This window comes from Streptomyces sp. NBC_01381, assembly GCF_026340305.1.
GTDB lineage: Bacteria > Actinomycetota > Actinomycetes > Streptomycetales > Streptomycetaceae > Streptomyces.
In genome coordinates, this window is sequence record NZ_JAPEPI010000006.1 from 1 (window position 1) to 23,243 (window position 23,243).

24 protein-coding genes are annotated in these 23,243 nt (G+C 68.2%); 7 read left to right on the forward strand and 17 right to left on the reverse strand.

The annotated features are described in order from the left end of the window. Window positions 1–466: 466 nt before the first annotated feature. From OG453_RS44365 to OG453_RS44390, 6 genes are all read right to left on the reverse strand, one after another. Window positions 467–1,042 (reverse strand): hypothetical protein, encoded by a 576-nt coding sequence (locus tag OG453_RS44365; RefSeq protein ID WP_266874512.1) that lies wholly within the window; start codon window positions 1,040–1,042, stop codon window positions 467–469. Window positions 1,043–1,117: 75 nt separating this feature from the next. Then, window positions 1,118–1,420 (reverse strand): hypothetical protein, encoded by a 303-nt coding sequence (locus OG453_RS44370; protein WP_266874513.1) that lies wholly within the window; start codon window positions 1,418–1,420, stop codon window positions 1,118–1,120. A 71-nt stretch (window positions 1,421–1,491) separates the two neighbouring features. Continuing rightward, on the reverse strand, window positions 1,492–1,875 hold the full coding sequence (locus OG453_RS44375; RefSeq protein ID WP_266874514.1) for a DUF3846 domain-containing protein: 384 nt from the start codon (window positions 1,873–1,875) through the stop codon (window positions 1,492–1,494). Between the two features lie 576 nt (window positions 1,876–2,451). Beyond that, window positions 2,452–4,212 (reverse strand): hypothetical protein, encoded by a 1,761-nt coding sequence (locus tag OG453_RS44380; protein ID WP_266874515.1) that lies wholly within the window; start codon window positions 4,210–4,212, stop codon window positions 2,452–2,454. A gap of 78 nt (window positions 4,213–4,290) precedes the next feature. Next, complete coding sequence (locus tag OG453_RS44385; RefSeq protein ID WP_266874516.1) at window positions 4,291–5,322, reverse strand: hypothetical protein; 1,032 nt, start codon at window positions 5,320–5,322, stop codon at window positions 4,291–4,293. 148 nt (window positions 5,323–5,470) lie between these two features. After that, a complete protein-coding gene (locus OG453_RS44390; RefSeq protein ID WP_266874517.1) occupies window positions 5,471–6,328 on the reverse strand; it encodes a DUF6083 domain-containing protein in 858 nt (285 codons plus the stop codon). Between the two features lie 762 nt (window positions 6,329–7,090). On the opposite strand from OG453_RS44390, the gene OG453_RS44395 reads away from it, so the two are divergent. Next, window positions 7,091–7,939, forward strand: coding sequence for a hypothetical protein (locus tag OG453_RS44395; RefSeq protein WP_266874518.1), 849 nt, complete (start codon window positions 7,091–7,093; stop codon window positions 7,937–7,939). Between the two features lie 35 nt (window positions 7,940–7,974). Here OG453_RS44395 and OG453_RS44400 read toward each other — a convergent pair whose 3' ends face one another. The 3 genes from OG453_RS44400 to OG453_RS44410 form a co-directional block, all read right to left on the reverse strand. After that, entirely contained in the window at window positions 7,975–9,027 is a 1,053-nt protein-coding gene (locus tag OG453_RS44400; protein ID WP_266874520.1) for a DUF6292 family protein, read from the reverse strand. A 534-nt stretch (window positions 9,028–9,561) separates the two neighbouring features. Then, entirely contained in the window at window positions 9,562–9,981 is a 420-nt protein-coding gene (locus tag OG453_RS44405) for a hypothetical protein (RefSeq protein ID WP_266874521.1), read from the reverse strand. Window positions 9,982–10,033: 52 nt separating this feature from the next. Beyond that, window positions 10,034–10,726, reverse strand: a complete 693-nt coding sequence (locus OG453_RS44410) for a hypothetical protein (RefSeq protein WP_266874522.1) — start codon at window positions 10,724–10,726, stop codon at window positions 10,034–10,036. A gap of 844 nt (window positions 10,727–11,570) precedes the next feature. Here OG453_RS44410 and OG453_RS44415 point away from each other — a divergent pair. Beyond that, window positions 11,571–12,011: a hypothetical protein gene (locus OG453_RS44415; protein ID WP_266874523.1), complete on the forward strand. Its 441-nt coding sequence runs from the start codon at window positions 11,571–11,573 to the stop codon at window positions 12,009–12,011. A gap of 74 nt (window positions 12,012–12,085) precedes the next feature. Here OG453_RS44415 and OG453_RS44420 read toward each other — a convergent pair whose 3' ends face one another. The 7 genes from OG453_RS44420 to OG453_RS44450 form a co-directional block, all read right to left on the reverse strand. After that, on the reverse strand, window positions 12,086–12,346 hold the full coding sequence (locus OG453_RS44420; protein ID WP_266874524.1) for a hypothetical protein: 261 nt from the start codon (window positions 12,344–12,346) through the stop codon (window positions 12,086–12,088). Further along, a complete protein-coding gene (locus OG453_RS44425) occupies window positions 12,343–12,639 on the reverse strand; it encodes a DUF6247 family protein (RefSeq protein ID WP_266874525.1) in 297 nt (98 codons plus the stop codon). Before OG453_RS44425 ends, OG453_RS44420 begins: the two co-directional genes overlap by 4 nt. Window positions 12,640–12,698: 59 nt before the next feature. Further along, entirely contained in the window at window positions 12,699–12,944 is a 246-nt protein-coding gene (locus tag OG453_RS44430; RefSeq protein ID WP_266874526.1) for a hypothetical protein, read from the reverse strand. 134 nt (window positions 12,945–13,078) lie between these two features. Beyond that, a complete protein-coding gene (locus OG453_RS44435) occupies window positions 13,079–13,642 on the reverse strand; it encodes a hypothetical protein (protein WP_266874528.1) in 564 nt (187 codons plus the stop codon). Window positions 13,643–13,653: 11 nt separating this feature from the next. Then, the gene (locus OG453_RS44440) at window positions 13,654–14,205 is read right to left on the reverse strand and encodes an XRE family transcriptional regulator (RefSeq protein WP_266874529.1); all 552 of its coding nucleotides are present in this window, start codon (window positions 14,203–14,205) and stop codon (window positions 13,654–13,656) included. A gap of 3 nt (window positions 14,206–14,208) precedes the next feature. Next, window positions 14,209–14,430 carry a hypothetical protein gene (locus OG453_RS44445; RefSeq protein WP_266874530.1) on the reverse strand — a complete coding sequence of 74 codons (222 nt, stop codon included), beginning with the start codon at window positions 14,428–14,430 and terminating at the stop codon, window positions 14,209–14,211. Between the two features lie 3 nt (window positions 14,431–14,433). Continuing rightward, window positions 14,434–16,545, reverse strand: coding sequence for a helix-turn-helix transcriptional regulator (locus OG453_RS44450; RefSeq protein WP_266874531.1), 2,112 nt, complete (start codon window positions 16,543–16,545; stop codon window positions 14,434–14,436). A 149-nt stretch (window positions 16,546–16,694) separates the two neighbouring features. On the opposite strand from OG453_RS44450, the gene OG453_RS44455 reads away from it, so the two are divergent. Continuing rightward, the gene (locus OG453_RS44455; RefSeq protein WP_266874532.1) at window positions 16,695–18,551 is read left to right on the forward strand and encodes a zeta toxin family protein; all 1,857 of its coding nucleotides are present in this window, start codon (window positions 16,695–16,697) and stop codon (window positions 18,549–18,551) included. On the opposite strand, the gene OG453_RS44460 is transcribed toward OG453_RS44455, so the two are convergent. Continuing rightward, window positions 18,515–18,766, reverse strand: coding sequence for a hypothetical protein (locus OG453_RS44460; RefSeq protein WP_266874533.1), 252 nt, complete (start codon window positions 18,764–18,766; stop codon window positions 18,515–18,517). The genes OG453_RS44455 and OG453_RS44460 overlap by 37 nt on opposite strands. Window positions 18,767–18,906: 140 nt before the next feature. Here OG453_RS44460 and OG453_RS44465 point away from each other — a divergent pair, with 140 nt between their 5' ends. From OG453_RS44465 to OG453_RS44480, 4 genes are all read left to right on the forward strand, one after another. Then, window positions 18,907–21,585 (forward strand): ATP/GTP-binding protein, encoded by a 2,679-nt coding sequence (locus OG453_RS44465; protein ID WP_323178757.1) that lies wholly within the window; start codon window positions 18,907–18,909, stop codon window positions 21,583–21,585. Window positions 21,586–21,653: 68 nt separating this feature from the next. Beyond that, entirely contained in the window at window positions 21,654–22,004 is a 351-nt protein-coding gene (locus OG453_RS44470; protein WP_266874534.1) for a hypothetical protein, read from the forward strand. Window positions 22,005–22,049: 45 nt separating this feature from the next. Continuing rightward, window positions 22,050–22,415, forward strand: a complete 366-nt coding sequence (locus tag OG453_RS44475) for a hypothetical protein (RefSeq protein WP_266874535.1) — start codon at window positions 22,050–22,052, stop codon at window positions 22,413–22,415. Next, window positions 22,412–23,083 (forward strand): nucleotidyl transferase AbiEii/AbiGii toxin family protein, encoded by a 672-nt coding sequence (locus OG453_RS44480; RefSeq protein WP_266874537.1) that lies wholly within the window; start codon window positions 22,412–22,414, stop codon window positions 23,081–23,083. The genes OG453_RS44475 and OG453_RS44480 overlap by 4 nt, the downstream gene beginning before the upstream one ends. The last annotated feature ends 160 nt before the right edge of the window (window positions 23,084–23,243 follow it).

The window sequence follows — 23,243 nt, forward strand, 5'->3', positions numbered from 1 at the left end:
TATGCCCCGGCAAGCCGGAACATAGTGTACGAATTGCGTAAACGCAATTCGAATTCCCCCGCAAGCGGGGGAATGAATTCCGCAAGCGGAATTCTGAAAGAGCGTCAATTCGCGCAAGCGCGAATTGTGAGAGTCCCCGCAAGCGGGTCCTCTTTGGCTGGCTACAGGGGAGGGTGCATCACATGGTGGCCTGTGTAGCCGCTGGGAATCCCAGGCACTACCCTCTGTTGCGAGGGTGACGGCCCGTCGGCCTGACAGGCTGTCACCCTCGCCGCAGGGACGGGCTCCGCTGCGCTCCACCCGAACACCTTGCCCCGTTGACCACCGGGTAAGCATAGTGTGAGACGGGGGCCTCGATAGCCTTCTGACATAGCGATTGGGTTACGCAGCCGCGAGACTCGCGCATGAATCTACGACTGCATCACGTATCATGTCTGTGTAGAGATTGGGGTTCAGCTGCTCCCCCTCACTCCCGCTCGATGTGCGCCACCCAGGTAACAGCCTGGACCTTGCTGGGTACCTCCCCGATTTCTCGGGCGGCGGCGCGGTAGCAATCGGCGAGGAGATTGTAGCGGCCGATTGCTCCTAGTCCTCGGTCACGTTGCCCGTAGATTTTGCGGACTGCGATATCGTGTGCGTGGCGGTCGATTACCACAGATTCCGTGTTCTCCGGGTCGGCGATGCACAGATAGAAGTATCCGGTCTTTAGATGCATGGGGAGAATTTCACTTGGATCGGTTCCCCCCATGATTCGGTTTGCTTTGGTGATTGCGTCGCGGACGTGCCCACTGGCTTTTCCTTCGGTGAATGCTTTTCGGGCCAGTCTGCAATTTTCGGCCCATGACTTGTTAGCGGACAGTGCTGCCAGGACACCCGCGCCCTTTTCTGTGTGTCCCTCGGCGATTCTGGAGGCCAGTTCGTGTGCAGTGACGTACCAGTCGCACCCGCGTCGCCTTTGGTCTGGAGTGGCGCTGCTCCACTTTTCTACAATTGCCTGGGTGTAGCTTTCGCGCTGTTGCTCGGTGCTCTTCGCCGGGATCATGGGTGCTCCTTCGGGTGTGTCTTCGTGGCCGCCGGGGCGGGGGTGCCACTCCCCCGCCCCGGCCGAGTGGTTGGGTCAGGCGCGGATGTGGTCGTAGGTGTCGCGGTCGACGAGGTTGCTGATCACGTCGCCGTAGAATTCAGTGATGCGGACTACGCCGTTTTCGCTATCCCACAGAGTTTTGGGGCTGGCGTATTCGGCGACGTTGGGAAAGAAATCGAGGATTGCTTTTGCTGCTGCGTCTACGGCGTTTTCGTAGGTGTCGCCGCTGGCGACGACAGCGAATTTGTTGTCGGTGAGCTGGGTCATGTAGTTGAGCCAGTCGCACACGAATGTGTAGGTCTGGGTTTGGCTCGGCGTGTGGTCGATGTCGTTCATGGGTGTCCTTCGGGCGTGTCTTCGGGACCGGGGGCGGCGCTGCCACGGCGCCGCCCCCGGCGTTGGGGTGGTCAGTTGGCGGTGCGCTGCTCGGGGATGCGGCGGGCCGTCAGGTGCAGCTCGATGAGATGGGCGGCCTCGTCGCTGGTCAGTCCCAGGCTGTTGCCGTGCCTGTCGGTGCCGCCGGTGAAGACGGCGTGGCCGTGGTACGGCTGGTGCGGGGGCTTGTGCAGGGCGTAGAGGCGGAGTGCGCTGCGGTTGACGCGGGATCCGTTGAACATGCCTTCGTCGTCGACCCACATGGTCAGGGCCTCGGTGATGCGCACGGCGTCGTAGCGGATGCAGTCGATGGCCGTGTAGAGGATCTTGTCGTGGTCGTCGCTGGTGGCGGGCCAGTCGATCACGCGGAACTGTCCGTCGGTGCGGATGAGCACCGCGAAGCTGTTGTTGGGCATGGTTCTCCCCGGATTTGGGTGGGTGTCTTCGGTGTTGGGGGCTTTGCCACAAGCCCGACCAACAAGATAAGGATACCGCACTTGCATCATTTCATGGGGAGTTTTCGGGCTCTTATCTGGCCGTTTTGCGAGGTCAGGGGCATGATCACCGGGTCGGTGGGGCGCAGCGCGGCGCGTGTCGGGGCCCACGGCGCATCGCGCCGTGGGCAAGGAGGTCGGCAGCGCGGAGCGAGTGAGCGGGGCGCGGAGCGCTCCGGGAACGCCTGCCGTCCTCCGCAGCGCGTGAGAGCGCGGAGCGCTCGGTCCGGGCGGGCGCGGAGCGGCCGCCCGGCACGCGGCCAGGAGGGTGCAGCGCGGAGCGCTGCACCCTCCGCCCCGGCACGTCCCGTGCTGCGCCCCACCGACCCGGTAAAAGGGAGCTGCGCCCCATCCGGCCCGCAGGCGGGAACGTTCTGCGCCCGCGCCCGATAGGGCAGCCGGGGCCGCGCGCTGCCCGGCTTAGTGGCCGGCTGCTGTCAGGTGGCCAACGTGTGCGACCGGGCGTGGGGGGGGGGGGGGCCAGGCGCTCCACAAGGCTCAGGGCAGCTTCGCCCCAGTCGGCGCGCATGTCGTCGTACGCGGGGTACTGAGCAGGGTCAATGTCAGCTTCGGAGGCGTCTTGGCCGTCCTCTGCGGGCAGGCGGAAGGTGTTGACCCCTGCCTTGTATCGCGCAATGAAGTCGGCGGCACCGTGCGCGAGTTCGTCGTAGGCGGCCAGGCGCTCGGCGTCCGGCTCCAACTCCTTGGTAGAACCGGGACGATGCCGGGGGCGCGTTGTGCAGGCCGGAGTCGCGTGTTCGACGCCGACGCCATCGGGGTCGAGGTCGACGAGGTGTTCATCTTGGTCGTCAACACGGGTAGCGCCAACTGGCCCCGCTCAACGCCGCTGACGTTGGTGGCTGTTGCCGTCCACTCTGCGTGTGCAGGCTCAGCGTGCGCCGAGCGCGTGAAGAGCCTCAAGGGGGAGAACTCGACCGTCTCGCTCCCCCTCACGTCCCTGGCGGGAAAGGTGATCACGGCTCGGGCCCGGTCGTTATCGATGTCCGGGCCGTGTCGGCCTCTCAGGGCCTGCCGGAAGGCGGCATTGTTGACCGCTGCCGAGAGGATGCTGGGGCGCATGCCCGGCAGAAACGGAGACACCGTGCCATAGGTCTTGGGGACGCTTGGCCAATCGGCAGCGTCCCCCTCGGGGTCGTAGGCCCAGACGTCCGCGGGCAGGGTGACCACCACTTTCACCTGCTGGATGAAGTCCTCGCTCGGGTTGGTCATCCGCACGATCAGCGGGATGCTGCGACGGCTTACCGCCTGGAGCAGAGACCGGCCCTGCGCCTGCTGGCACTCCTCGATGTACGCGTCTACCTGCTGACGGAAGCGGTCGGGGGTGCGTGCGTCCCGTTGAAGGCTCGACAAAGCCGAGAGCTCGGGAAATGCCAACCCTAGGAACGCCGCAGTTCGCCTCTCCCAGCGCCGGACTGCGGCGAGGGTCGTCTGCTCCTGAGGAGAGAGTTCCTGGCCATCGGCTGCGCGGTGCCTAAGGTCCATAACCTGGGCCGTGGACATCCCTGACAGGGCCTCGCGGTCGCGGGATCCGTCTTCCTCCGCTGCACCGAACGTCGCCACCCGCCGGGGTGTCAGCTGAGCCAGCAGAGCCTCACGCCTCTCCCGCAGCACCTCCAGACGGATGTCCGCACTCGGTGGCATCTGTGTGACGGCCCCGGACGCAGACAAACGCACGGCAAGCTGCTGAGCGGCTCTTCGTGCACGAGCACTCAGCGCGTCGATCTCCTTGGCACGTGCGGGCTCGGTACACCCGTTGCTCCGGTGAAACACCGTGCCTTCCCGGTAGGTGTCATAGTCCCGGCGCAGGGGAAAGAGCGGGTCGCCCCACTGCGGGGGCACGACGTCTACAAGCAGCACCTTGCGGCGCTCGCCCTCCCACTCGATCGGCACGTATGTCAGGTCGTACCGGTCGAACGATCCGAGATAGCGCTCCAGCCACGGCACGACCTTCTCCACGTCGTGCTCATCCACCCCGTGGACAGCTCCTTCTTCCACGCCCACCAGGAAGTAGCCGTGCCCTTCCACGTAACGCGCCGCAATATCAGGCATGCGGTTCGCCATCCCGAGAATGCCGCGCGCGACACTGAACCGTCCCTCAGCTTTCGACAGGTCAAGGGTGGATTTCCACTCCAGCCACCGGCTCTCGTCGCCGCTGCTCGCGCCGACGACCGCCTCCACCAGTTCCACCTGCCTGCGCAGGCCGACCACACGCTTGGTGTGGTCGAAGGCGAGTCCCATGACGCAGCCCTTCATCGCAGCCAACAACGGCTTCAAGCATGCCTGTTGCCACTGACATGGAGGGGGCGCCGCAAATGGTCAGCCCTCCGGCGTTGCCTCTGCGGGGTCGTCCTCGTCGGTCACGGGCGGAGGGGCCTGGTGGAGGTCGAAGGGGCCTCCGCGTGCCGACAGTTCGGTTGGAGAGGGCGTGCTGGCCAGTACGGCGCGGCGGAAGGGAATCCCGCTCCCGTAACGGCGGTGATCCACCTTCTGCGGGTTGGTCTGCCACTCCTCGCTGTGCTGGAGGATGACGCGCAGCAGGCTGGTGTCGGCTTCTGTGGCCGGTGCCTCTTGCAGGGCCGCCACGATGGTGAGCCCGGTGTTCGCGCTCAGCCAGGTCGTCGGCTTCTCTTCCTTGATGCTGGTCCGCAGCCGGATCACGGTCGTCTCCAGCGGGTCGCGCAGCCAGGCTTCGGAGGTGGTGACGGCCGGATCGGATGTGAGCCACTCCAGCAGCACCTGGGCCTCGTGGGCGTTGATGCCGACGCCGGTGGCGGCGAAGAGGTGATGGAACGTGCGCACGAGGACGTCGCGGCGGCGCGGGGTCGCGCGCCGGGTGTAGAGGCAGTGGTGGCACAGCCAGCCCATCGGCACGTACTCGCGGCCCTTGGGCGGCTTCATCCGGCCGATGATGCTGCCGCTCGCCACGACGTCGGCGCACAGTCCGCATGCGATGTCGGCGGCGGCCCGCTTCGTCGTGCGGGGCAGGGGAAGCTGTCCCATACCCGGGGGACGCTCCACCCGGGTGCGCTGTGCGGGAGCCCGGTAGCCGGCGGGGTTGATCACCCAGCTCTGGAACTCACGGGAGGCTTCGCGCAGATCGTGCTCGTCGGCCTCGTCCAGGGTCTTCAGCTTGAAGTTGCGCATCAGGCGGGCGAGAGCCTCGTCGGTGCTCTTGCCGACAGCAGCGGCCGCGGCGTTCGAGCGGAGGGTGAACTCAGTGCGCAGCGCGGCGCCGCTCAAGTCGTCCAGGGGGCAATGGGGTCGGCGCGGAGACGGCATGACCGCCTCGACCTCGAACAACGACATGAAGTTCTCCCGCCCACGCAGTCCGGTGATCGCGCCCACCATGCTCTGATCCAGGAGGTCGGGACACCTCGTATCACTCCATCGCGGCATTCCTCCGCTCGAATGGATGCCGCGGACCGGGGCGTGTAGACGCGCGTTCCATGCACCGGGCCGGTCGCCCGCCCCGGTAGGCGAGAGGCTCGTCAGCTGCTCATCGCTTGGCCTCAACGGCCAGCTCGGCGGCTTCTTCACGGCAGAGCTTGCACAGCCCGTCCTCAAGGGCCCGGCCAATCAGGAGGATCACGGCGCCGCAGCCGCCGCAGCGGCCGCGCGGACGCTCCTGGGTCTCCTGCGCCGGCACCTCCCCGGCTGCCTGCGGAGGCACGGCTGCGTCGGTCGCGAGTGATGCCGAGCCCAACTCCTCTGGGCTCAGCAGGGCCTCCAAACGCTCGAAATGGTTCGCCTGCCGCGGGGCGCCTCCTGGCTGACGACACGGCGCGTGTGCCGGTGCCGCGCAGACCGGGCAGGCCACAGTCCGTACCTGGTTCCGCGTGGGAGTGGGGGTTCCGGGCAGCCAGGTCTGCCAGCGGGCGCTGCGGTAGGCATTGGCGCGTTCCCTGTGGTTGGCGCTGCGCCTCTCGCCATCGGGGCCGGTGCATGGGAGACCGGCGTCGACCTCGCAGACGGGGCAGGGAATCGACCGGGCCTGCTCACGGGTGGTCGGGCGACGGAGCGCCTCATGGATCTCGTTTTCCGAGTTGACTCCTGGTGGCAGGGGCCCGACCGCGACGAAGGGGACCGGCCAGAGAGTACGCAGCGTGGTCAGGTCTGCGCGCCCGGAGTGACAGGCGTCGTGGTGGCGGACGCGCACGGTCTCGGGGCCCGCTTGCCCCAGGTTGATCGCGGTACCGTCTCCTGCCACGTACCAACGCAGGCCTGCGGGCACCAGGCCGACCGGGGCTTCACGGAGATCGAGGTCCACCGTGCTGCCCTCGCTGTCGCTATGCCGACGGACTCCCATCCGGCAAACGTCGCACTGTGCCAGGTCGCCGAGTTCGGCGTTCTTCATCCTCACGTCTCCGAATATCGGCCTTGCTTGCCCCCGGGAAACCGGCAATCACCGCCTCGTGGCGTCGGGAAGCGAGGCTTCTCAAATGCCGGTCGGCACCTCATGGTTCAGCCGGATGAACGCCGACGAGTCAGCTGTTCGAGCTGATTGGCACCGGCTTGCAGATCTTGCACGTGGCGTAGTTCCTGCCGCCTTGAGGGCCTCTGAGGTGGTCAGCCCACCGCTGCGCTTCCTCCATGCTCATCACTGCCATGTCGATGTAGCCGCGGTAGCGGGACCAGCCGGCCGGGGAGCGGTAGTCATGATGCTCATGGGCCCATTTCGTCAGGAGGCGGAGGTACTCCTCGCCCTCGGGCCGGGGAGGCTGCCCTGAGATGGCCTTCCGGACCTTGCGGCAAGTGGTCCGGTGCAGGTGGCTCCCTTTGCTGGTGTAGGGAAAACGCTCCGGCTCCTGCACTCGAGCCCGGTCGCCCTCGATGCCGTCCAGGACCACGTCGAAGTGGGGGCGGGCCTCATGACACCACCCACACTTCCCGCACAATTCCACGTCCGGCGGATCAGCCCAGTACTCCGGGTCCGCCTGTACCTGTACTGAGGTGGGTGTCATCTGCGCTGCCTTCCCTCTCCACGTTCCTGCACACGACGTATCGGCACCAGCTAGATCACTCTGAAGCGCTCACTGGCACGCGGCGAAAGCAGGCAGGTCCCCGTGACCAGACCAAGCCAAGACGGGATGTCAGTGACGGGTGGGAGACTTGTTAGATGGCACTGAGGTCCCCGAGTTTCCTGGACCTGGAGACGCTCCTGTCCCAGGCGGAGTACCACGACATCAACGTTCCCAAGCCCGAGGACATCGTCGAGACGACCTTGCGCAAGCGGTCCGGCGGCGGCAAGTTGGGCGTTGGCGCCCTCGCGTTGAACGGATCCGCTGGCAGCGACGTGCAGTACCAGTCGACGTACAGCCTGGAGCCGCGAGAGAAGGCGACGGTCTCCAGGGTGATCGACGATCTGGTCAGTCAGGACGCCGTCCTGGTCAATCCCGTTGGCGACTCAGCGCTCTCCAGGGACGTGCTGATTGAGATCGAGGGCACCGCGCGGATCACTGCGGTAAGCGTCCTGAGCAAGGTGTTCTTCCTCTTCCGCCGCCTCATGATCGCCCGCGACATCGATGCTCTCAACGAGCTGGCCAACCTGGATATGGAAGACGCGGCCGTCGCCGAGGAGATCCGGCGGGTCTACCTGGAGAACGAGCTGCTCCCCCTTCCCGTCCTGCTGGAACTCACTGAAAGCTCGCTTCCGCACAAGGTCTACGTCAACGTGCGCCCGGACTTCTTCATCGACGAAGCGTCCGCTGACCGGATCGAGGGAGACCTGCGTGTCCTGGGCAGCGTGTCCAAGCTGATCCCGGCGGGCCAGTTCCGGGTCACTGATGAATGGCTGCTGTATGGCTGGGAGTTCTTGATGCGCCGCATCATGATGGCTCAGCTCCAGGACGACCTCGAAGAGGTGACCGCGCAGTTGCAGCGGCTGGGCCTCAATCTCCCCGACGACGACGTCCACGCGTACATCTCCGGGCCAGCCGTCATCATCGACGCGATCGCACTGTACTGAGCGCCACAACTCATGTCCTCGCGCAACGTGCGGCTTCACGCTCCTGCCGGGTAAGCCCCCGCCGGCCGGCGGGTTCCACGCCGACCGTCATAGACGGCGGCGAGCACCTCCTCACCGGACGGTCGCCGATCCGGTCCCAGGTAGCGGATTCCCTCCCCCTCGGGAGGCTTCCCCGTGTCTCTGCCGATCGGATGGCGGCGGCTCGTCGCCGTGCGCCAGCCGTAGCGCTCATCCCACACCAGTGCCGGCGCCGGGGCATCGAAGGACAGCGCCACGGCCGCGGCCACCGCATCATCGGCCACGTGCACCATGGCGACGTCCTGCTCTGGCGCCAGGCCGGCGGCCGCGAGCTCGTCGGCTACACCCTGCACGTACGGCCGGACCTCGCGGCCGCGCAACTCGGTCCGGGCATGGGCGACCGCGGCACGGTGTACCGCGGCCGGATAGCCGAGCCGGTGAGCTGCCTGCTCCGGCGTCAGGTCCGGCTCGGCGGCGACCTGGTCGGCGATGCGCTCCCCGCGCAGACGCGGCAGCACCCGCGCCGCGGCCGAGTAGGCGATGCCCAGCTGCTCCTGCACCGTGGCGAGCGTCAGCCCAGGATCGTCGTCCAGGAGCTCACCGACCCGGGGCTCGAGTTCGTCGCGCGGCACCATGTCTCCGCTGCCCTTGGGACGGTGTGCCGGTGCCCGATCCTGACCGGGCACCGGGTCACGGAAGGCGCGCAGGACGCCGCGCGGGCAGTGCTCCACGCCCTTCACCTTCACCAGGTGCGGCTCGATCCGCGGATCCTTCTTGTAGGAGTCCCAGGTCTTGGGCGTGACGTCGAGGACGCCGGCGGCCTCGGTGCGCTCCAGCAGGTCCTCGTCGTCATCTACTTGGGGCAGCGCGGGCACCAGTTTGCCGGCGAGGTACGCCGCGGTCTGCTCACCGTCCCACAGCTTCGACTTCGCCTCCGGCGCACTGATCGTCGCCGGAAACCCTGCCCGCTCGTACGGCTTCTGATTGCGGAAGCTGCCGATCTTAAGGCCCATGGCCGCGGCCAGATCCGCGCTGTGCTGCACGAAAGAACTGCGTCCCGCGCGAATCATCACTCACTCCCCGTCAGGTCGGCGCTGGCAGCGAAGCCCGGCCCCGACCGCACACGCGCGCTGCGGAACTGGCTCGGGAGGAGGACTTCGACGCGGCCGGCGCCCACGCGCCGTCGAGAGAAGGCTACGGGACTTACATCACATGCGGCAAGGAGCGTGTCCGGCGCGCGCCGCACCGCTACACTTTCACCCATCACGTCCTGCAAGGTTCTCCTTCAGGTGTGTGTCTTCGAAGGCCGGCGCCCTTGCCACCCGCTTCGGCGGATTGGGCGCCGGCCATCTTTATCGCACCACCAGGCGGGCCGGCCCAGGGGTCCCGCACACGCGCGCCGCCGAGCCCGGCTGTGCTTGTCCTGGTATGCGCGGCGTTCAACTGCAGTGGCGCCGGTTCGACGGCATTGTCCTGGTCCTCGCCGTACGCGCTCACCCATCAGGCGCTGTGTGGTCGAGTGTTGCGGTGCCACTGGGTATAGTCAGGGCTTCTACTCAGGCATGTGAGGCCCCGCCGGTTTCGGCGGGGCCTCACATTTTTGCCTACGCGACCTGGAGGTTGGGGCCGGCGCCTTCGGCGGGCGGGGCCACGGCGTAGCGGGGCAGGTCCAGGTTCGGCAGGGTGCCGGCCTTGATGTCAACGAGCGCCTGGCGGAATGCTTTCTCCAGGTCGCTATGGCTTTGGTACTTGGCGGCGAGAGGGTGCAGGCGATAGCTGTTGCCCTTGCGTTCGCCCCCTTCGGGGCGGATGACGAGGCCGAGGTCGCACAGCGGGGCCATCAGGGCGCTGATGGCCTGAGGGGTTTTGCCGTGGTACTCGCGGGCCATGTCGACCTGGCGTACGGGCAGGTGGCCGCCGAAGTCGCTTCGGGAGATCAGGTACTGCAAGAACTTGACGGCGCTGCCGGACAGCGGCAGGGCCCAGATACGGTCGGCGACGATCGGGGACAGGACCTCGGCCATCAGCGCTCCCCTTCCCGGGCGGTGTGCGGTGAGCTCCAGTATCGGCGATGTATCACCCGGCCCGCTCCTCCCGCTGGCCTTCGCCACTGTCCTGGTCGAAGTCCATGGTGAGTTGCTCCTGCTTGAGGACCGGCCCGATGAAGTTGCCGAAGGACTGGGGAGTGTCCCCGTGGTCCTGCTCGATCTCCGCGAGAACGCCCTGCTGCGCGGTGCTGTTTCCGTTGAACCACAAGTGCACGTTCAGGCGGATCGCCCCGTTGCCGTAGCGCTCCAGCCAGCCGTACTCGCACAGGGCTCCGATGGCGCGGGTGACGGTGGAGCGACTCATCTGAGTGGCGCCCTTTACCCGGCGGGCCTCGCGATTGAGGCCCTCGGTGATCTCTTGCTGTGTGTAGTGGGTAATGCCGGTGCCGCGCATCTGTCCGCCTGCGATGTACAGGAAGACGCACATCTCGCTCTTCGTCACCCGCTTGGCGACGGCGAGCTGGGCCAGGAACTGGACGAACCAGTTGCTGGTGATGCTGTATCCGGCGTCCCCGGCCATGTCGTGGACGGTCCGCGGGTCGTTGTCGTACTCGAACGAGACGCCCTTGAGCTTGCGGCCGCGGGGCTTTTGTTGTTCTCCGACGGTCTCGCCAAGCTGCTGGCCGAGCACGGTCAGGATGTCGTCGAGTCCGAGGTCGGACGACTGGGCGGGTACGACGCGCGGACGGTGGTATTCCACGTCCGGCGGATCAGAGGTCACGATGGCTCCTTTTCTACTCAGGCGGAGCCGACCCTACCCCAAAAGACAACTGTCACTTGTGTTTTGACGCGCCGTCGCACATCGCGGCGCAGAGACTTGATGCACCACGGGCGGCGCCCCTCAAGAATCAAACCCTGCTTTAGTTTCCTGGCCAGGGTGCGCGGTTTATCAAGTGTGACTTGAGATTTAGTGTCCTCGGGGACACATCCGGAAGGTTCCGAGGCGGCAACTTAAGGCTCGCCTCGCGCGTCTGACCTGCGGAAATGCATGGCCAACGAAAGTCAACTGCCCCTTGTGTTTCGCGCCGTTCTGTGGCGGAGCGAGCACATATCACGCCCTGGAATGTGTCGGCTGGGACACATCCTGTCTGGCGTTCATGCAGGTCAGGAGGTGTGCAGCGCGCCGGGTCTCTTGTAGTAAAGAGGAACGTCGGCGATGCCGTCGCTCACCCCCCGCGCCCTTCTCTCTCGTCGCGACGGCGTCTCGCCCCACTCGAGTTGACGGTGCATGACCTCATTGCCCGCCGCTACCTCAGCCACCGAAAGTCCACCACGGTGCTCCCGCAGGCGGCTGATCACTCGTCACGTATGCCTCGATCAACCCACTCCGGGATCAGCCACGCCATCTCTTCATCCCCGAGGGAGCGCCTGCTGCGGCCGCCAACGCACCTTGGCGCAGCACCGCCGGAGGCACCGCAGGCCCCCTCAGGCCGGAGGTGAAGCCGGCCCGAGGCGCACAAGAGCGCCCCCGTTCAAAGGATCACGCCGGGCTAACATCTCCGCAGCCGAGGAGAGACAAACGCGACATGCGGGACGGTCAGTCCCGGCCTCCCTGAAAGGAACTGATGAGCACCACCACTGAGCCCGCAGCCGACGAGCTGCTCCACGCCGCGGCTCTTACCAAGGCCGACGTCGACGCCCTGGAGACCTTCCTCAAGGGACGGTTCAACGCGATGTGGCGGGCGGACCCGGACCACGTCGCCGGCGACTTGTATCGCGCGGCTTCAGCCTTGGCGGATGTTCTGCATGACCTGGTCAAGTCTGTCCGCGCCTGCTTCCACTACGACGACGGCTCGCCAAAGCTCCTCCTGGCCCGAATGCGTCACTGGAACCGGCTGGTCCGCTTCGCGGAGCGATGGCATGACGCCGACGGCTATCACCAGGCGCGCTGGATCTACCTCTTTCATGTCGATGCTGAAGACGTGGCGAGCTCTGCGGAGTTCGCGCTCGGGCGCGAGCGGGAAGAGGCCGCGCGCGAGCGGGATCGGCTACTCCAGAGCCTGTGATGGTCGGGACTCGCCCTTCTATAGCCGCCCGCCCTGGCACCTGTGCTGCCGGGGCTGGGCCCTCTCTCGGGTGGCTACCCGACCCAGACGATGTCCAAGACGGACAGACCCCGCGTGGGTCGATTGATCACGTAGACAACGGACAACTGCCCGATCGAGGCGGCGCGGACGTCCTCGCCTTCCGGGTCACCCGTATTCCACTGCGGCCAGCCCCATGGGGAGCGCATCGCGATGTCCAAAACGTCGCGGACCATCTCCTTGGCAGGTTCGGGGAGTTCGGTGAGGGCCTTCGCGACCTGCGGGGACAGGCGTACTGACCAGGACTCACCGGTCACCTGCGGGCACCGAGGACGTCGTCCAAGTCCACGAACCCGGTCTCGTCCCGGCCGGAGTCCAGATAGGCGTCGACGGCCGGGGCCGCGGCGACGCGCATCTGCCAGGCACGCACGACGTCGTGCACCGGGGTGAGGCTGTAGCTGTGGCGGGAGTCCTCAAGGGCCTTGGCCCAGTCCCGCTCAAAGGCCGGCACCCAGGTGTCGGCGCGGCGATCGCCGCGCAACTGGGCGAGCAGCTGGGCCGCGGCGGCCGGGGCCGGCGGGGCGGGGGCTTCCTCGGGCTGCGCGCTCATCGCATCCTCCTGGCAAGGCGTACCGCCACGGTACGCGTGCCGTGCAGCGGCAGGGGCCGTCATGTTGTGGTTCCTTCTGGTGTGACCACGAAGCCGAGTCCAAAGGCTGGCTCCTGGGTGCGGTAGCCAAAGGCGTTCAGGACGGAACAGAGGGCGGTGTGCATCGCCTCTCGGACCGTCTCGTAACGCCTGACGACGTCCTCCTGGAGGCGTTCGGCTCCCACCATGTCGAGCGACGCGCGGTCCAGCCGGTCATGGGTGTGCCAGTCGACGTGCACCTGGTCATCGTCGAGATAGACCACCACTCCCCCCCTCCGTGCCGTCGATGCCGGTGGGGGTCGGTAGGGGGAAACCGGCGCCCGCCAGATCGAACCGCAGCCGGGCCGCGAGCTCGTCGAGTTCTCCGGCTGGGTGCGAGACCGGCGTCATCGCCAGTCTTCTAGAAGGTCAGGGAACGGGCGACGGCCTGGGCGTGTTGGCGCAGGGGCACGTCCTGCTTCTCCCAGGTGGCCGCCACGTAGTTGAGGAGTTCGGCCGTGGCGCGCTCTGAATCGAGCGGGTCGCTGGCGAGCAGCCGGTCGGCGGCGAGGGCGATATCGGCGGCGGGCGTGGAGGACTCCTCCTGGTCGTTGGCATCGCCGTGGACGCCCAGGGCCAGGAGGTAACGGATCCCGTTGCGCGTCTGGACGGTGATGGTGTCCTCGCGCGGCGAGTCGGCGTCCGCGGTGACGAACGCGGGGTGGTTGAGGATCGCCGCGGCGAGAGCCTCGGTCAGCACCGGCTCGGGCAAGAGGTCGTCCTCGGTCGGCTCCGCATCGTGCAGGGTCAGGCTGAAGCCCATGCCGGACACGGTGGTGAACGTGACAACGTCGTCGCCGGGATACCCGTCGGCGGCGACGATGCGCGGGCTGTGGCGCAGGGCCTCGGCGATGCGGACGGCGTCGCGGTCGGCATCTGCCAGCGGGCTCTTGTCGCGGTCGATGGCCGGGAATTCAGTGCTCACGGCTCTTCTTTCTAGAAGTCCAGATCGATGTAATCGATGTCGTTAATGGCGACGTCTGAGAGTCCCATTGCGCGCGCTCCGCCGTCCTGGAAATACACTTCCTTAAACCCTTCAGCGACGATTTCGCGCATCTGCTGGTCGCTGGCGCCCTGGTCGCGGGCGTCGAACAGGCGCTGCGCGTACGTCGCAGGGAGCCGGACGGTCAGGCGGCGGAAGCGGCCGTCGTCGGTCGTGCCGACCGGCGCGGTGTAGCCGAACCGGGCCCTCGTCTCCACCGTGACCCCCCTGGTGGCGGCCTCCTTGCGCCGGCGCTTGCGGACCTGAGGCTGCCAACGTGCCCGCACCATCGCGTCGATCTTCGCGGCGATGTCCTTCGACGGGTGCCGCACGCCGCGCCGGTAGCGGTTGACGGAGTCGCCGGTGACCCCGGCGCCTTCGCCGATCTCCTTCGCGCTGAGGTACTTGCGCAGAAAGCTGATCTGGCCCTTGAGGGTCTTGGGCGGCTCGCGGGTGAACGCCTCCTGATCGGCCCGCTCGATGGCGTCCTCGATCTCTCCTGCCACGGTTCAGCTCCCTTCGGGGGTGGGGTCCTGGCCGTCGGGATCGACGAGCCGGAACCAGGTTTCGCGCGTCTCGCGCAGGTCATGCCGCCACAACTCGAACCGCGGCGAGGCCCGGTGGGCGCGCAGGGAGAACTGCAGAGCTTCCATGCGCGCCTCCAGCCGGTCCAGCGTCCGCTCCCGTTCCGCGCCGGCCTCCAGTGAGGGCGTGCCGGTCTCGGCGGGCACCACCTACTCGCCTTCGTCCAGGACGGCGTCGCCGCCCTTGATGTGCCGGGCCGGATTGAGGCCCTTCTCCATCAGGTCGACCGCCCAGGACATCTCCTGGACGCCCTCCAGCTTCGCCAGGCCCGGCGTGGGTCCGAGGCGGAACCCGCCGGGCTGCGGCTTGCCGGAGGCGGCGTACGGCAGGAAGTCCATCGGCGAGCGGCCCGGCGAGGGGTAGACGACGCAGTCGGACAGCACCGCGAGCGGATACAGGCCCGTCATGTCGGCCATCTTCAGCAACTTGCGGTGCATGTTCACCCGGGCCTTGGAGATCACCGCAGCGCGGATGTCCGGACGCCAGGTCGGCCGCTGAAGGGCCGGCCACGTCTCGCCGTCGCGGTACTTCTTGCCCTGCGGGCCCTCACGGAGCTTGCCGATGCCACCCTTCACGGTGCCCTTGATCGCGGAGAGCACGGCGGTCAGCGCCGGGTCGACCTCCTTGTGCCGCTCCATCGCCGCGAGGAACTCGGTGTCGGACAGGTCCTTCGTCACGCCCAAGTCGGCGAGGGTGTCGACGTAGGCGGTCTTCAGCCGGTCATGCCACGGATCCAGGTACGCGCCGGTCTCGCGGCGCAGATACGCCTCGATCGGGGCGACGTTGTGGCCGAGCTCCTGGGCGTAGGCGACGGTGTGCGTCTGGTACCAGGCCGGGCCGGTCGGGCGCTCGCCGGTCGGCGTGAACGGCGACGGGAGGCGCGGGTCGATCTCCACGTGGCTCAGGTCGACCAGCCAGGAGCCGGGGATCTTCGGGTTGAACGCCGGGTGATGGAAGTGGTCGGGTCCGGACAGACCGACCGTGAGCCTCGCGGCGGCCGCGAGGAACGCCGTGTTCAGGTCCAGGCCCACCGCCCACGGCAGCAGGCACTCCTCATCGGAGAGCAGCTTCGGGTCGCGCACCCACTGGTAGGCCTCCTCGTTCAGGAACCCGCCCGTCCAGCCCTGCGCGACGGGGTGTTCGGGCCGGGCCTCCGGCGGCGCCGGGTCCATCGGCTCGCTCCCCAGCGAGCCCGGGTTGTAGCCGGGCACCCAGTTGCCGGATGCCGGGTCCTGGACGGCCTTCGTCGGCGGGCGCAACGCCGTCATCAACTCCAGGCCCGAGACGGCCGTGGAGCCGCGCGGGGTGATGACCCGGGACGCGTAGATGCCCAGGACGCGGGCGACGTCGGCCGCGTCCATGTCGCCAACGCCCGGCCAGGACCGCTCATCGAGGGCGTCCCAGGACAGGATGGCGAGCTGCACGCACTGCCGCTCGCGATCCTGGACCTTGCGGTAAATGCGGGCCCACGGGCCGAACCCGCGCTGCGTGAGCTTCCACTTCGCCTTCATCACCTGCTTGACGACCGGGTGGTCCTCGGGCAGGCGCAGGGAGCGGCGCTGCTCGTGGCCCTCCAGGCGCTCCGGCAGCCCGAGCTTCATGGCTGCGGACGCGGTGAGCACGATCAGCGGGTCGCTGTCCTTGCCGTTGCGGTTCAGCTTCGCGGCACCGAGACCGGACTCCTTGAGGGTCCACTCCACCAGCTCCACCACGGTGGTCGCCGGGCAGTCCAGCACGATCCCGTTGACGCCGTACGCGGAGCCGTCCCCGTCCAGCACGGCGAGCGGGCCGTGCGGGAACCGCGGGTCGACGGCAGACTTCACGGCCTTCTTCGCCGCCGGACGCCGTGACGCCGCCGGGCGCGCGGCCGGGGGTTCGGGGGCGGCCGTGACTGCGGGAGCCTGCTGCGCGGGCGTCTCCTCGACTTCGGGTTCGGGTGCGGCCGGGCCGGTGAAGGTCGCCGGAGTCTGCGGTGCGGGAGCCGGGGAGGGCGCTGCGGGAGCGGTGCCGTGTGCGGGGAACCTCGCCGCCCAGCCGTTCAGCAGCCGCTGATACGCCTCCAGGCGCGGCGGCTTCGGCTCCGAGCGGCCGTTCTCCCAGTTCTTCACCGTCTGGGTCGTCGACCTCAGTGCGGTCGCCAGGCGTGCCTGGGTGATGCCCGCAGCCTCCCGCAGTCGTGCGCGCTCCGCCGGGGGCGGGAGCTGCGGCTCCTCCTCCAGCAAGGCGTCGACCGACGCGAACAGCTCTTCTTCAGATGCCATACGTCTCTACCTCCACCCCGGACACTATCACTCTTTAACCTTTGCGGGAAGTTCAATTTAACCTGTTCGTTTAACCCGTTCGAGTGTTGTATGTTGCATGGCAGTGACGGATGTGGCGAGTGGTTCCGGTGAGCTCAGGAGGTTCTGCGGTGAGGGACGCGGAGGTCGTGCCGGTCGTGCTGGACGAGGGGCAGCACCAGGAAATCCTGGCGTCCCAGATCCTGCCGACCTGGACCAAGGACGCGGTCCCCCAGGAACAGCCGGTCGTGGTGCTCGTCGTCGGACCTCCGGGCAGCGGCAAGTCCACTCTGTGCGAGCTCCTGATGGCAGTCCTTGGCCAGCGCGGCGGCGCGGTGCTGATCGGCCGCGACCTCTACAAGTCCGCTCACCCCCAGTACGCCGCGCTCCTGCAGAGCGACGAGCGCACAGCCGGGGTGAAGGTCCGCCCTGATGTCCTGCGGTGGCAGGCGGCGGTCGAGGAGTACGTGCGCCGCATGCGGTTCGACGCGGTGCTGGAAACGCCACTCGCCGACCCCGAGGAGGCCCGCGCCCTGGCCATCGCCTTCCGCGCGGCGGGGTTCCGCGTTGAGGTCGTGGTGGTGACTACGGCGGAGGCCGTGCTGCAGGTGAGCGTGCTGGACCGCCTGGTGGCGAGCGAGAGCGGGACAGGGCGGTATGTCTCCTGGGACAACCTCGACCGATGCGTGCACGGTCTGCCCCAGTCACTTGCGGTCATCGAGGCCGAGCACCTGGTCGACCGGATGATGGTGGTGCGCCGGGATCTGGAGGTGCTCTACGACAACGAGCTCACCGAGGACGGAGTATGGCGGTCCGCAGTGGGCGTACAGCAGGCGCATGCTGGGGAGCTGGCCCGGCCGTGGACCGCGCCGCAGACCTGGCAATTCCGCGGCCAGATCACCGGCGTTGAACAGCGGGTGCACCCGGCAGTGAGCACGCCGGAGCGGCGCCTTGCCGTGACCGGTGGTCTTCAACGCGCCAGCGCGCTGGCCGAGCCGGTACGCCGCATCGCCCAGCCCCTCGCGGTGCCGCCCGGGATCGACTACCACCGCCTGTCCCGCGACGAACACGACTTCATCTTCGACGACTTGATCGTCCCGATGTACCTGAGCAACATCACCGCCCACAGCGAGCCGGTCACGCTGTATGTGATGGCCCAGCAGGGAGCCGGAAAGACCCGGGCCTCATGGGCCCTGCGCCGCGCTCTGCGGCTCCGCAACCCCACCCGCATCGAGGGCGGAATCTTCAAATCCCTGCACCCCGACTACGACCAGCTCCTCGAAGAAGAGCCGCGCACCGCCTCCTTGCGCATCCGGGCTGACTACCGGGCGTGGCAGGAACGGGCCGAAGCGTATGTACGGGGCCGCGGGGGCGACCTGCTGGTGGAGATCGCCCCGGACAGCGTCGAGCACTTCCTGGCCAGTGCGCGCCGCGACCACCGGGCGGGACGGCGCGTTGAGCTGATCGTCTTGGGGGTCCGCGCCGCGGACAGCCGACTGGGCACTGCGTCCCGATGCGCCTCAGTGGCACGCCTGGGCGGCGGCTCCCGCTTCACGTCGGCCGCCGCGCACGACGTGTCCTTCGGCGTCCTGGCCGACGTGGTCCGCGCGGCCGAGGCAGAGCCGGACATCGTGGGCTCCATCTCCATCATCCGCAGGGACCTGAGCGCGCTGTATCGCAATGAGCGCACCCTCAGCGGGGCCTGGGCCCGGCCGCCCCGGGCGGGGCATGCGCTGGAGGAAGCGCAGCAACTCCCCTACACATCGGCCGAGGCGGCTCAGTTCCTCACCACTCTCCAGCTCCTGCAGGGTGAGCTGCCGCAGTACCGCTCCGACCTGGTCGACATCGCCGCACTGGCTTGGCCATTGATGCCCGCACGCTTCCAGCCACGCACCCTGGCCACGACGGTCGTCTCGGCACCGCTGCCCGTTCCCCTCCAACAGGGGCCTGGCTACTGGCCCCCCAGCTCCTTGGCCCGGGCCGCATAGCGGGCTGCGATCTCGGCCACTTCGTCCGGCTCGGCGGCGCCCAGGGCCTGCTGATCGGCGGCGCACTGCGCCAGCCCGTCCCTCAGGACCTTGAGGCGCTCAGGGTCAGGCGCCGCGGCTCGCCGCTCCTCGATGATCTGGACCGAATACCAGCGACTCACCTTCTGCACCAGCTGCTCGGCGTCCTCGGGATTCTCGTACTCATGCTGAGACAAAACGGGGTGTTCCTTCGGAGATCGGGATCAGGGGACGTCATTGTCTCTGGCCGAGACCGTGTGGCCCGGGGCCGGGGTTGCGGGGAAGGTTGCACGAAGCGGGGGCGCGGCACATAAGTTGAGACCGCTGATGATCTTTCTTGGGGGATGCTGTGGCGCGGGATCTGCGGATGCTGTTCGGTGCGAATGACCGGTCCGTGGAGGCCGGGGAGGCGTTCACGAACCGGCAGTCCCAGTGGCAGTCCGTCGTCGCCGCGCTCACCGACCATCTGCAGCGCGTCGCCAGCCCGGCCTTCGACGTCGAGGACTTGGCGAGCGCGCGGCACAACATCCTGGTCGCTCACGGGGTGGGCGGTATCGGCAAGTCCACGCTCTCCCGCAAGATCGAAGCCGCGCTCACGCACTCCGGCAGCCGTCCCGCCCAGTGGGAGGCGCCCGCCTGGCCGATCGAGCGGCTCCTGCCGGTACGCGTCGACCTCTCTCGGTCCACCGGCGTCGACTTCGAACGCGTGGTGCTCTCCATCCGCCTGGCGCTCGCCGCTCTGGGCCGGCCCATGCCTGCCTTCGACCTGGCGCTGCGGCGGCACTGGGAGCGCAATCATCCCGGCGAGCCGATCGAGGAGTACCTGCGGCGCGGCGGCATGTTCTCCAGGTTCACCAGCGCGGTGAACCTGCCCAGCCAGCTGCAGTCCGCGATGGCCGATGTCGCCCAGGCCCTGGCCATGCCCGGCACCGTGGGCGGCGCCGTCGGCCAGCTCACCACCGCCCTGGTCGGGGCGCTGCGCGAGCGTCGCCAGACCGTGAGGGCCCTGGCCGGCTGTACGCGCCTGGCCGACATCCTGGAAGCCGAACCCGACCTGGAGACCTTGAGTTTCGCCACCCACCTGCTCGCCTGGGACCTGGCCCAACTCCCCGCAGAGCAGCAGGTCACACCGGTGATCCTGTTCGACACCTTCGAAGACGTCGGCGACCGCACGAATCGCGACCTGGAGCGGCTGCTGCAGCGCGTGGTGTGGCTGATGCCCAACGCCATGTTCGTGATCACCGGACGCAACCGGCTGCAGTGGGCCGAGGAGGGTCTGCAGGGGCAGCTCGACTGGGCCGGACCGGCCGCCTGGCCCGGCCTTATCCCCCACGTGCCGGGCTCCCGCGGCCACAGCGCGCCCACCGCACGCCAGATCCTGATCGGCGACTTCTCCCCCCAGGACCGCGACGAGCACCTCGCCCGGCGCCTGTCGCGCGACGGACGGCCGCTGATCGAAGCGGACCTGCGCCGGGCCATCGCCGACCGGTCCCATGGCCTGCCCCTGTACCTCGACCTGGCGGTGATGCGGTTCTTGGAGATACGGCGCACCGGACGCCCGCCGCAGCCGGATGACTTCGGTGATTTCCCCGCCCTGATCGCCCGCACGGTCAGTGACTTGACCACCGATGAACGCCACGTCCTGCGTTCGGTGGCCCTTCTGGATGCCTTCTCGGTCTCCCTGGCCACTGAGGTCGCGGGACTCGCCCATGATGCGGCAGCGCTGCGGCTGACCGAGCGCCCCTTCATTCGCGACGAGCTGACAGCGTTGTGGCCTTTCCATCTCCACGAGGTCGTCCGCTCCGCGATCCGTCACGCCGAGGACCACACGGACGATCGCTGGTCACCTCAGGACTGGCAACGGGCAGCGACGCGCGCCTTGACCGCCCTGGGCCGCGAGTTCAGCCATGGGCCGCGGCGCGATCGCGCCATGCTGATCGGCTGTCTGCGCCAGGGCCTGCGCCTGGCCAGAGACTTCGGCCTCGAACTGGCCTGGCTCACCGAGGCTGCCTTTCAGTACGTCGGGGATTCCGTGTGGGAGCCGCTAGCCCCGCCTGCTCACGACCACGAAACGGCCGCGTTGCAGACGCCGGCCCAGGCGTTGGTGGAGATGCTCAGTGCCCTGGCGCGCCGTCAACGCGAGCATCGTGGACGTACCGTCGCCCGGCTCACCGACATCATCGACTCTGGGCTGTTGCCCGCAGAGCTGCACGAGATGGCCGTCTACTACCGCGCCAAGGCGCTGCGCGACATTGGGCAGAGCACGGACTCGCGCCGCGGTTATCAGCAGGTCGCCGACGGCGGCGGCCGCTTGGCCCCGGCCGCCCGGCGAGGCCTTGCCCAAGCCGCGCGCCTGGCCGGGGACTTCCCCACCGCCTTCGCCGCCGCGCAAACGCTTGGCTGGGAGGGACGCCACCAGCGGGTCCTGGGTGACGTGTGGTGGTTGCAGGGGGAACCGGCCCGCGCGGCCGCCGCCTATCTGGCCGGGCGCAGCGAGGCCGAGCAGCACGCGAAGACTGGCGAGGCCGCCCACAACCAGGCGCTGCGCGCCCTGGCCGTCGCCTTCGTCGACCCGTCCCAGGCCGACGATGAACTCGACCTGGCCGAGCAGCTCCTCGCGAACCTCGACTTGCGCGCCACCACGATCAACGCAGCCATCGCTGGCCTCATCCGTGACGCCGGCAGCCCCGCGCTCGACGAACGCGTCCGCGTCCTGCGCACCGAGCTCGACGTCGCGGGCCTCACCTCCATGACGCCCACCCTCGAGCTCGCCGCCGCGTTCCACCAAGCCGTCCTGGACGACCACGACAGGCTGAGCACCACCGTCTCCCGCCTGCGCGAACTCACCGGCGGCAGGGATTACGCCTACTACGTCGACATCGCGTGCTTCATGGCCGACCTCCCACTTCCCGCCGACCACACCGCCCCTCAATGGCTCGACGGTGAACAGGCCACCCGGGCGCGGTGGCATGACCTCGTCTCCAGCCGCCGCGAGGTTCTGCGCACCAGCCGCTAGGCCCCCAGTAGGCAGAGACCGCACGCACGCATCGGCCAAGCCGAGACACGGAAGAGGAGCACAGAGTGGTGGACGTTTGGATCTACGTGGCCCCAGATCGATACAACGGCCTGGAGTTGGTGCGTGCCGAATCGGTGCTCCACATCGAGCAGAGCGAACGCACCCACGGCGTCCGCGTCGACCGCCAAGCGCTCGACTCGAGTCTGGTTGTGGCTCATGCCATCGGAGTCATCGATGAGCCGCCGCTGCCAGAACACTTCGCGCTCGGCCTGGTCCAAGCCCTCGAGCAGGCGCGCAGCCAAGCAGAACAGGAAGGGCGTGGCCGTGCAGTGACGGCACGGCTCACGCCCGCTCGAAACTGGGAGTGGGCCATCTTCCCACTCGATGAACTGCCCCCCAGCTGGCGCACGCGAAGCTGAGGCGTGATGGTGACCGCCAAAGGCCCCGCAGGTGATACTGGGGGCATGGCTGTTCCGTCCTCATCGTTTCCGGTGCCAGACGCCTTCGAGGTGCTGTGCGAGCAGTACGCGAGGCGTCTACCGGCCAGCTTGGCGGACCTGACGGGCCCCAGCCGCGGCTCGGTCGAGTTGCCTCTGCATGTGGCCTGGTCGGGCCGGCGCTCGTACACGCTGGATCAGCCCCGGTCGCGGATGGGTCTGTACCGCACCGTCCTGGCCGAAGGACAGCACCAGGACCTGATCAACCTCCTGAACCGGGACCTACTGACCGCTCAGTGGCCCACGCTGCGGACATTGATCAGCCGCCCGCTCCGCCACACCTGGGAAGCGGCCTTCCCTGAACTGGCCACCGCCAGGACCACGGCCGCGTGAATCTGAGCGACCTGCACCGCCGGCTCCTGGCCGACGTCCTGGCCATCGGTACGCCCTATCCCCTGGTCATCACCGGCGGTTACGCGGTCCAGGCCCATGGCCTGGTCGACCGCCTCAGCCAGGACCTGGACGTGGCCACCGAGAACCCCTCTCCTATGGACGAGATCACGCGCACGGTCAGCGACGGCCTCGCCCGGCGCGGCTGGCATGTCCGCCAGATCGAGACCAGCCCACTCTCCGGTCGGCTCATCGCCGCCGACCCGCATACGGGCGAGGAGTGCGAGGTCGACATCCTTAAGGAAGCTTTCTGGTCCTCGCCGACCACGACCGAGCTCGGACCGGTCCTCGCCCTCGACGATGTGATCGGCACCAAGGTCCGCGCACTCGCCGATCGGGGCGCGGTCCGCGACCTCATCGACGTCCACGCCGCCTCCCGGCTGCGCACCACCGCCGACCTCGAAACGCTCGGCCGCCGCCACGCCCGCTACGAATTCAGCCTGCACGAGCTGCGCGACCGCCTCGTCGGCGCCGAATGGTGGGACGACGAGGACTTCGCCGACTACGGCCTGGAACCCGCCCGGGTAGATGCCCTGCGCGCGTGGGCCTTGGCCTGGGCCGGCGACCTTGATATCCGGCTGCACGGCGAGGAAATCCCAGGGGAAGACTGACCTCTCATACGCTCACGCGGTCTTCAGTGCCCGGCGCACGGGTCAGCGTCGGCAGGCATCGGCTTGGTGTCCGCCGCCAGGCAGGAGGAGTGGGGAACCGACGGAATGCGCTGATCAGGCTGTACCGCTCGCCCACTGGAGCTTCGTCCCGCGCCCATCA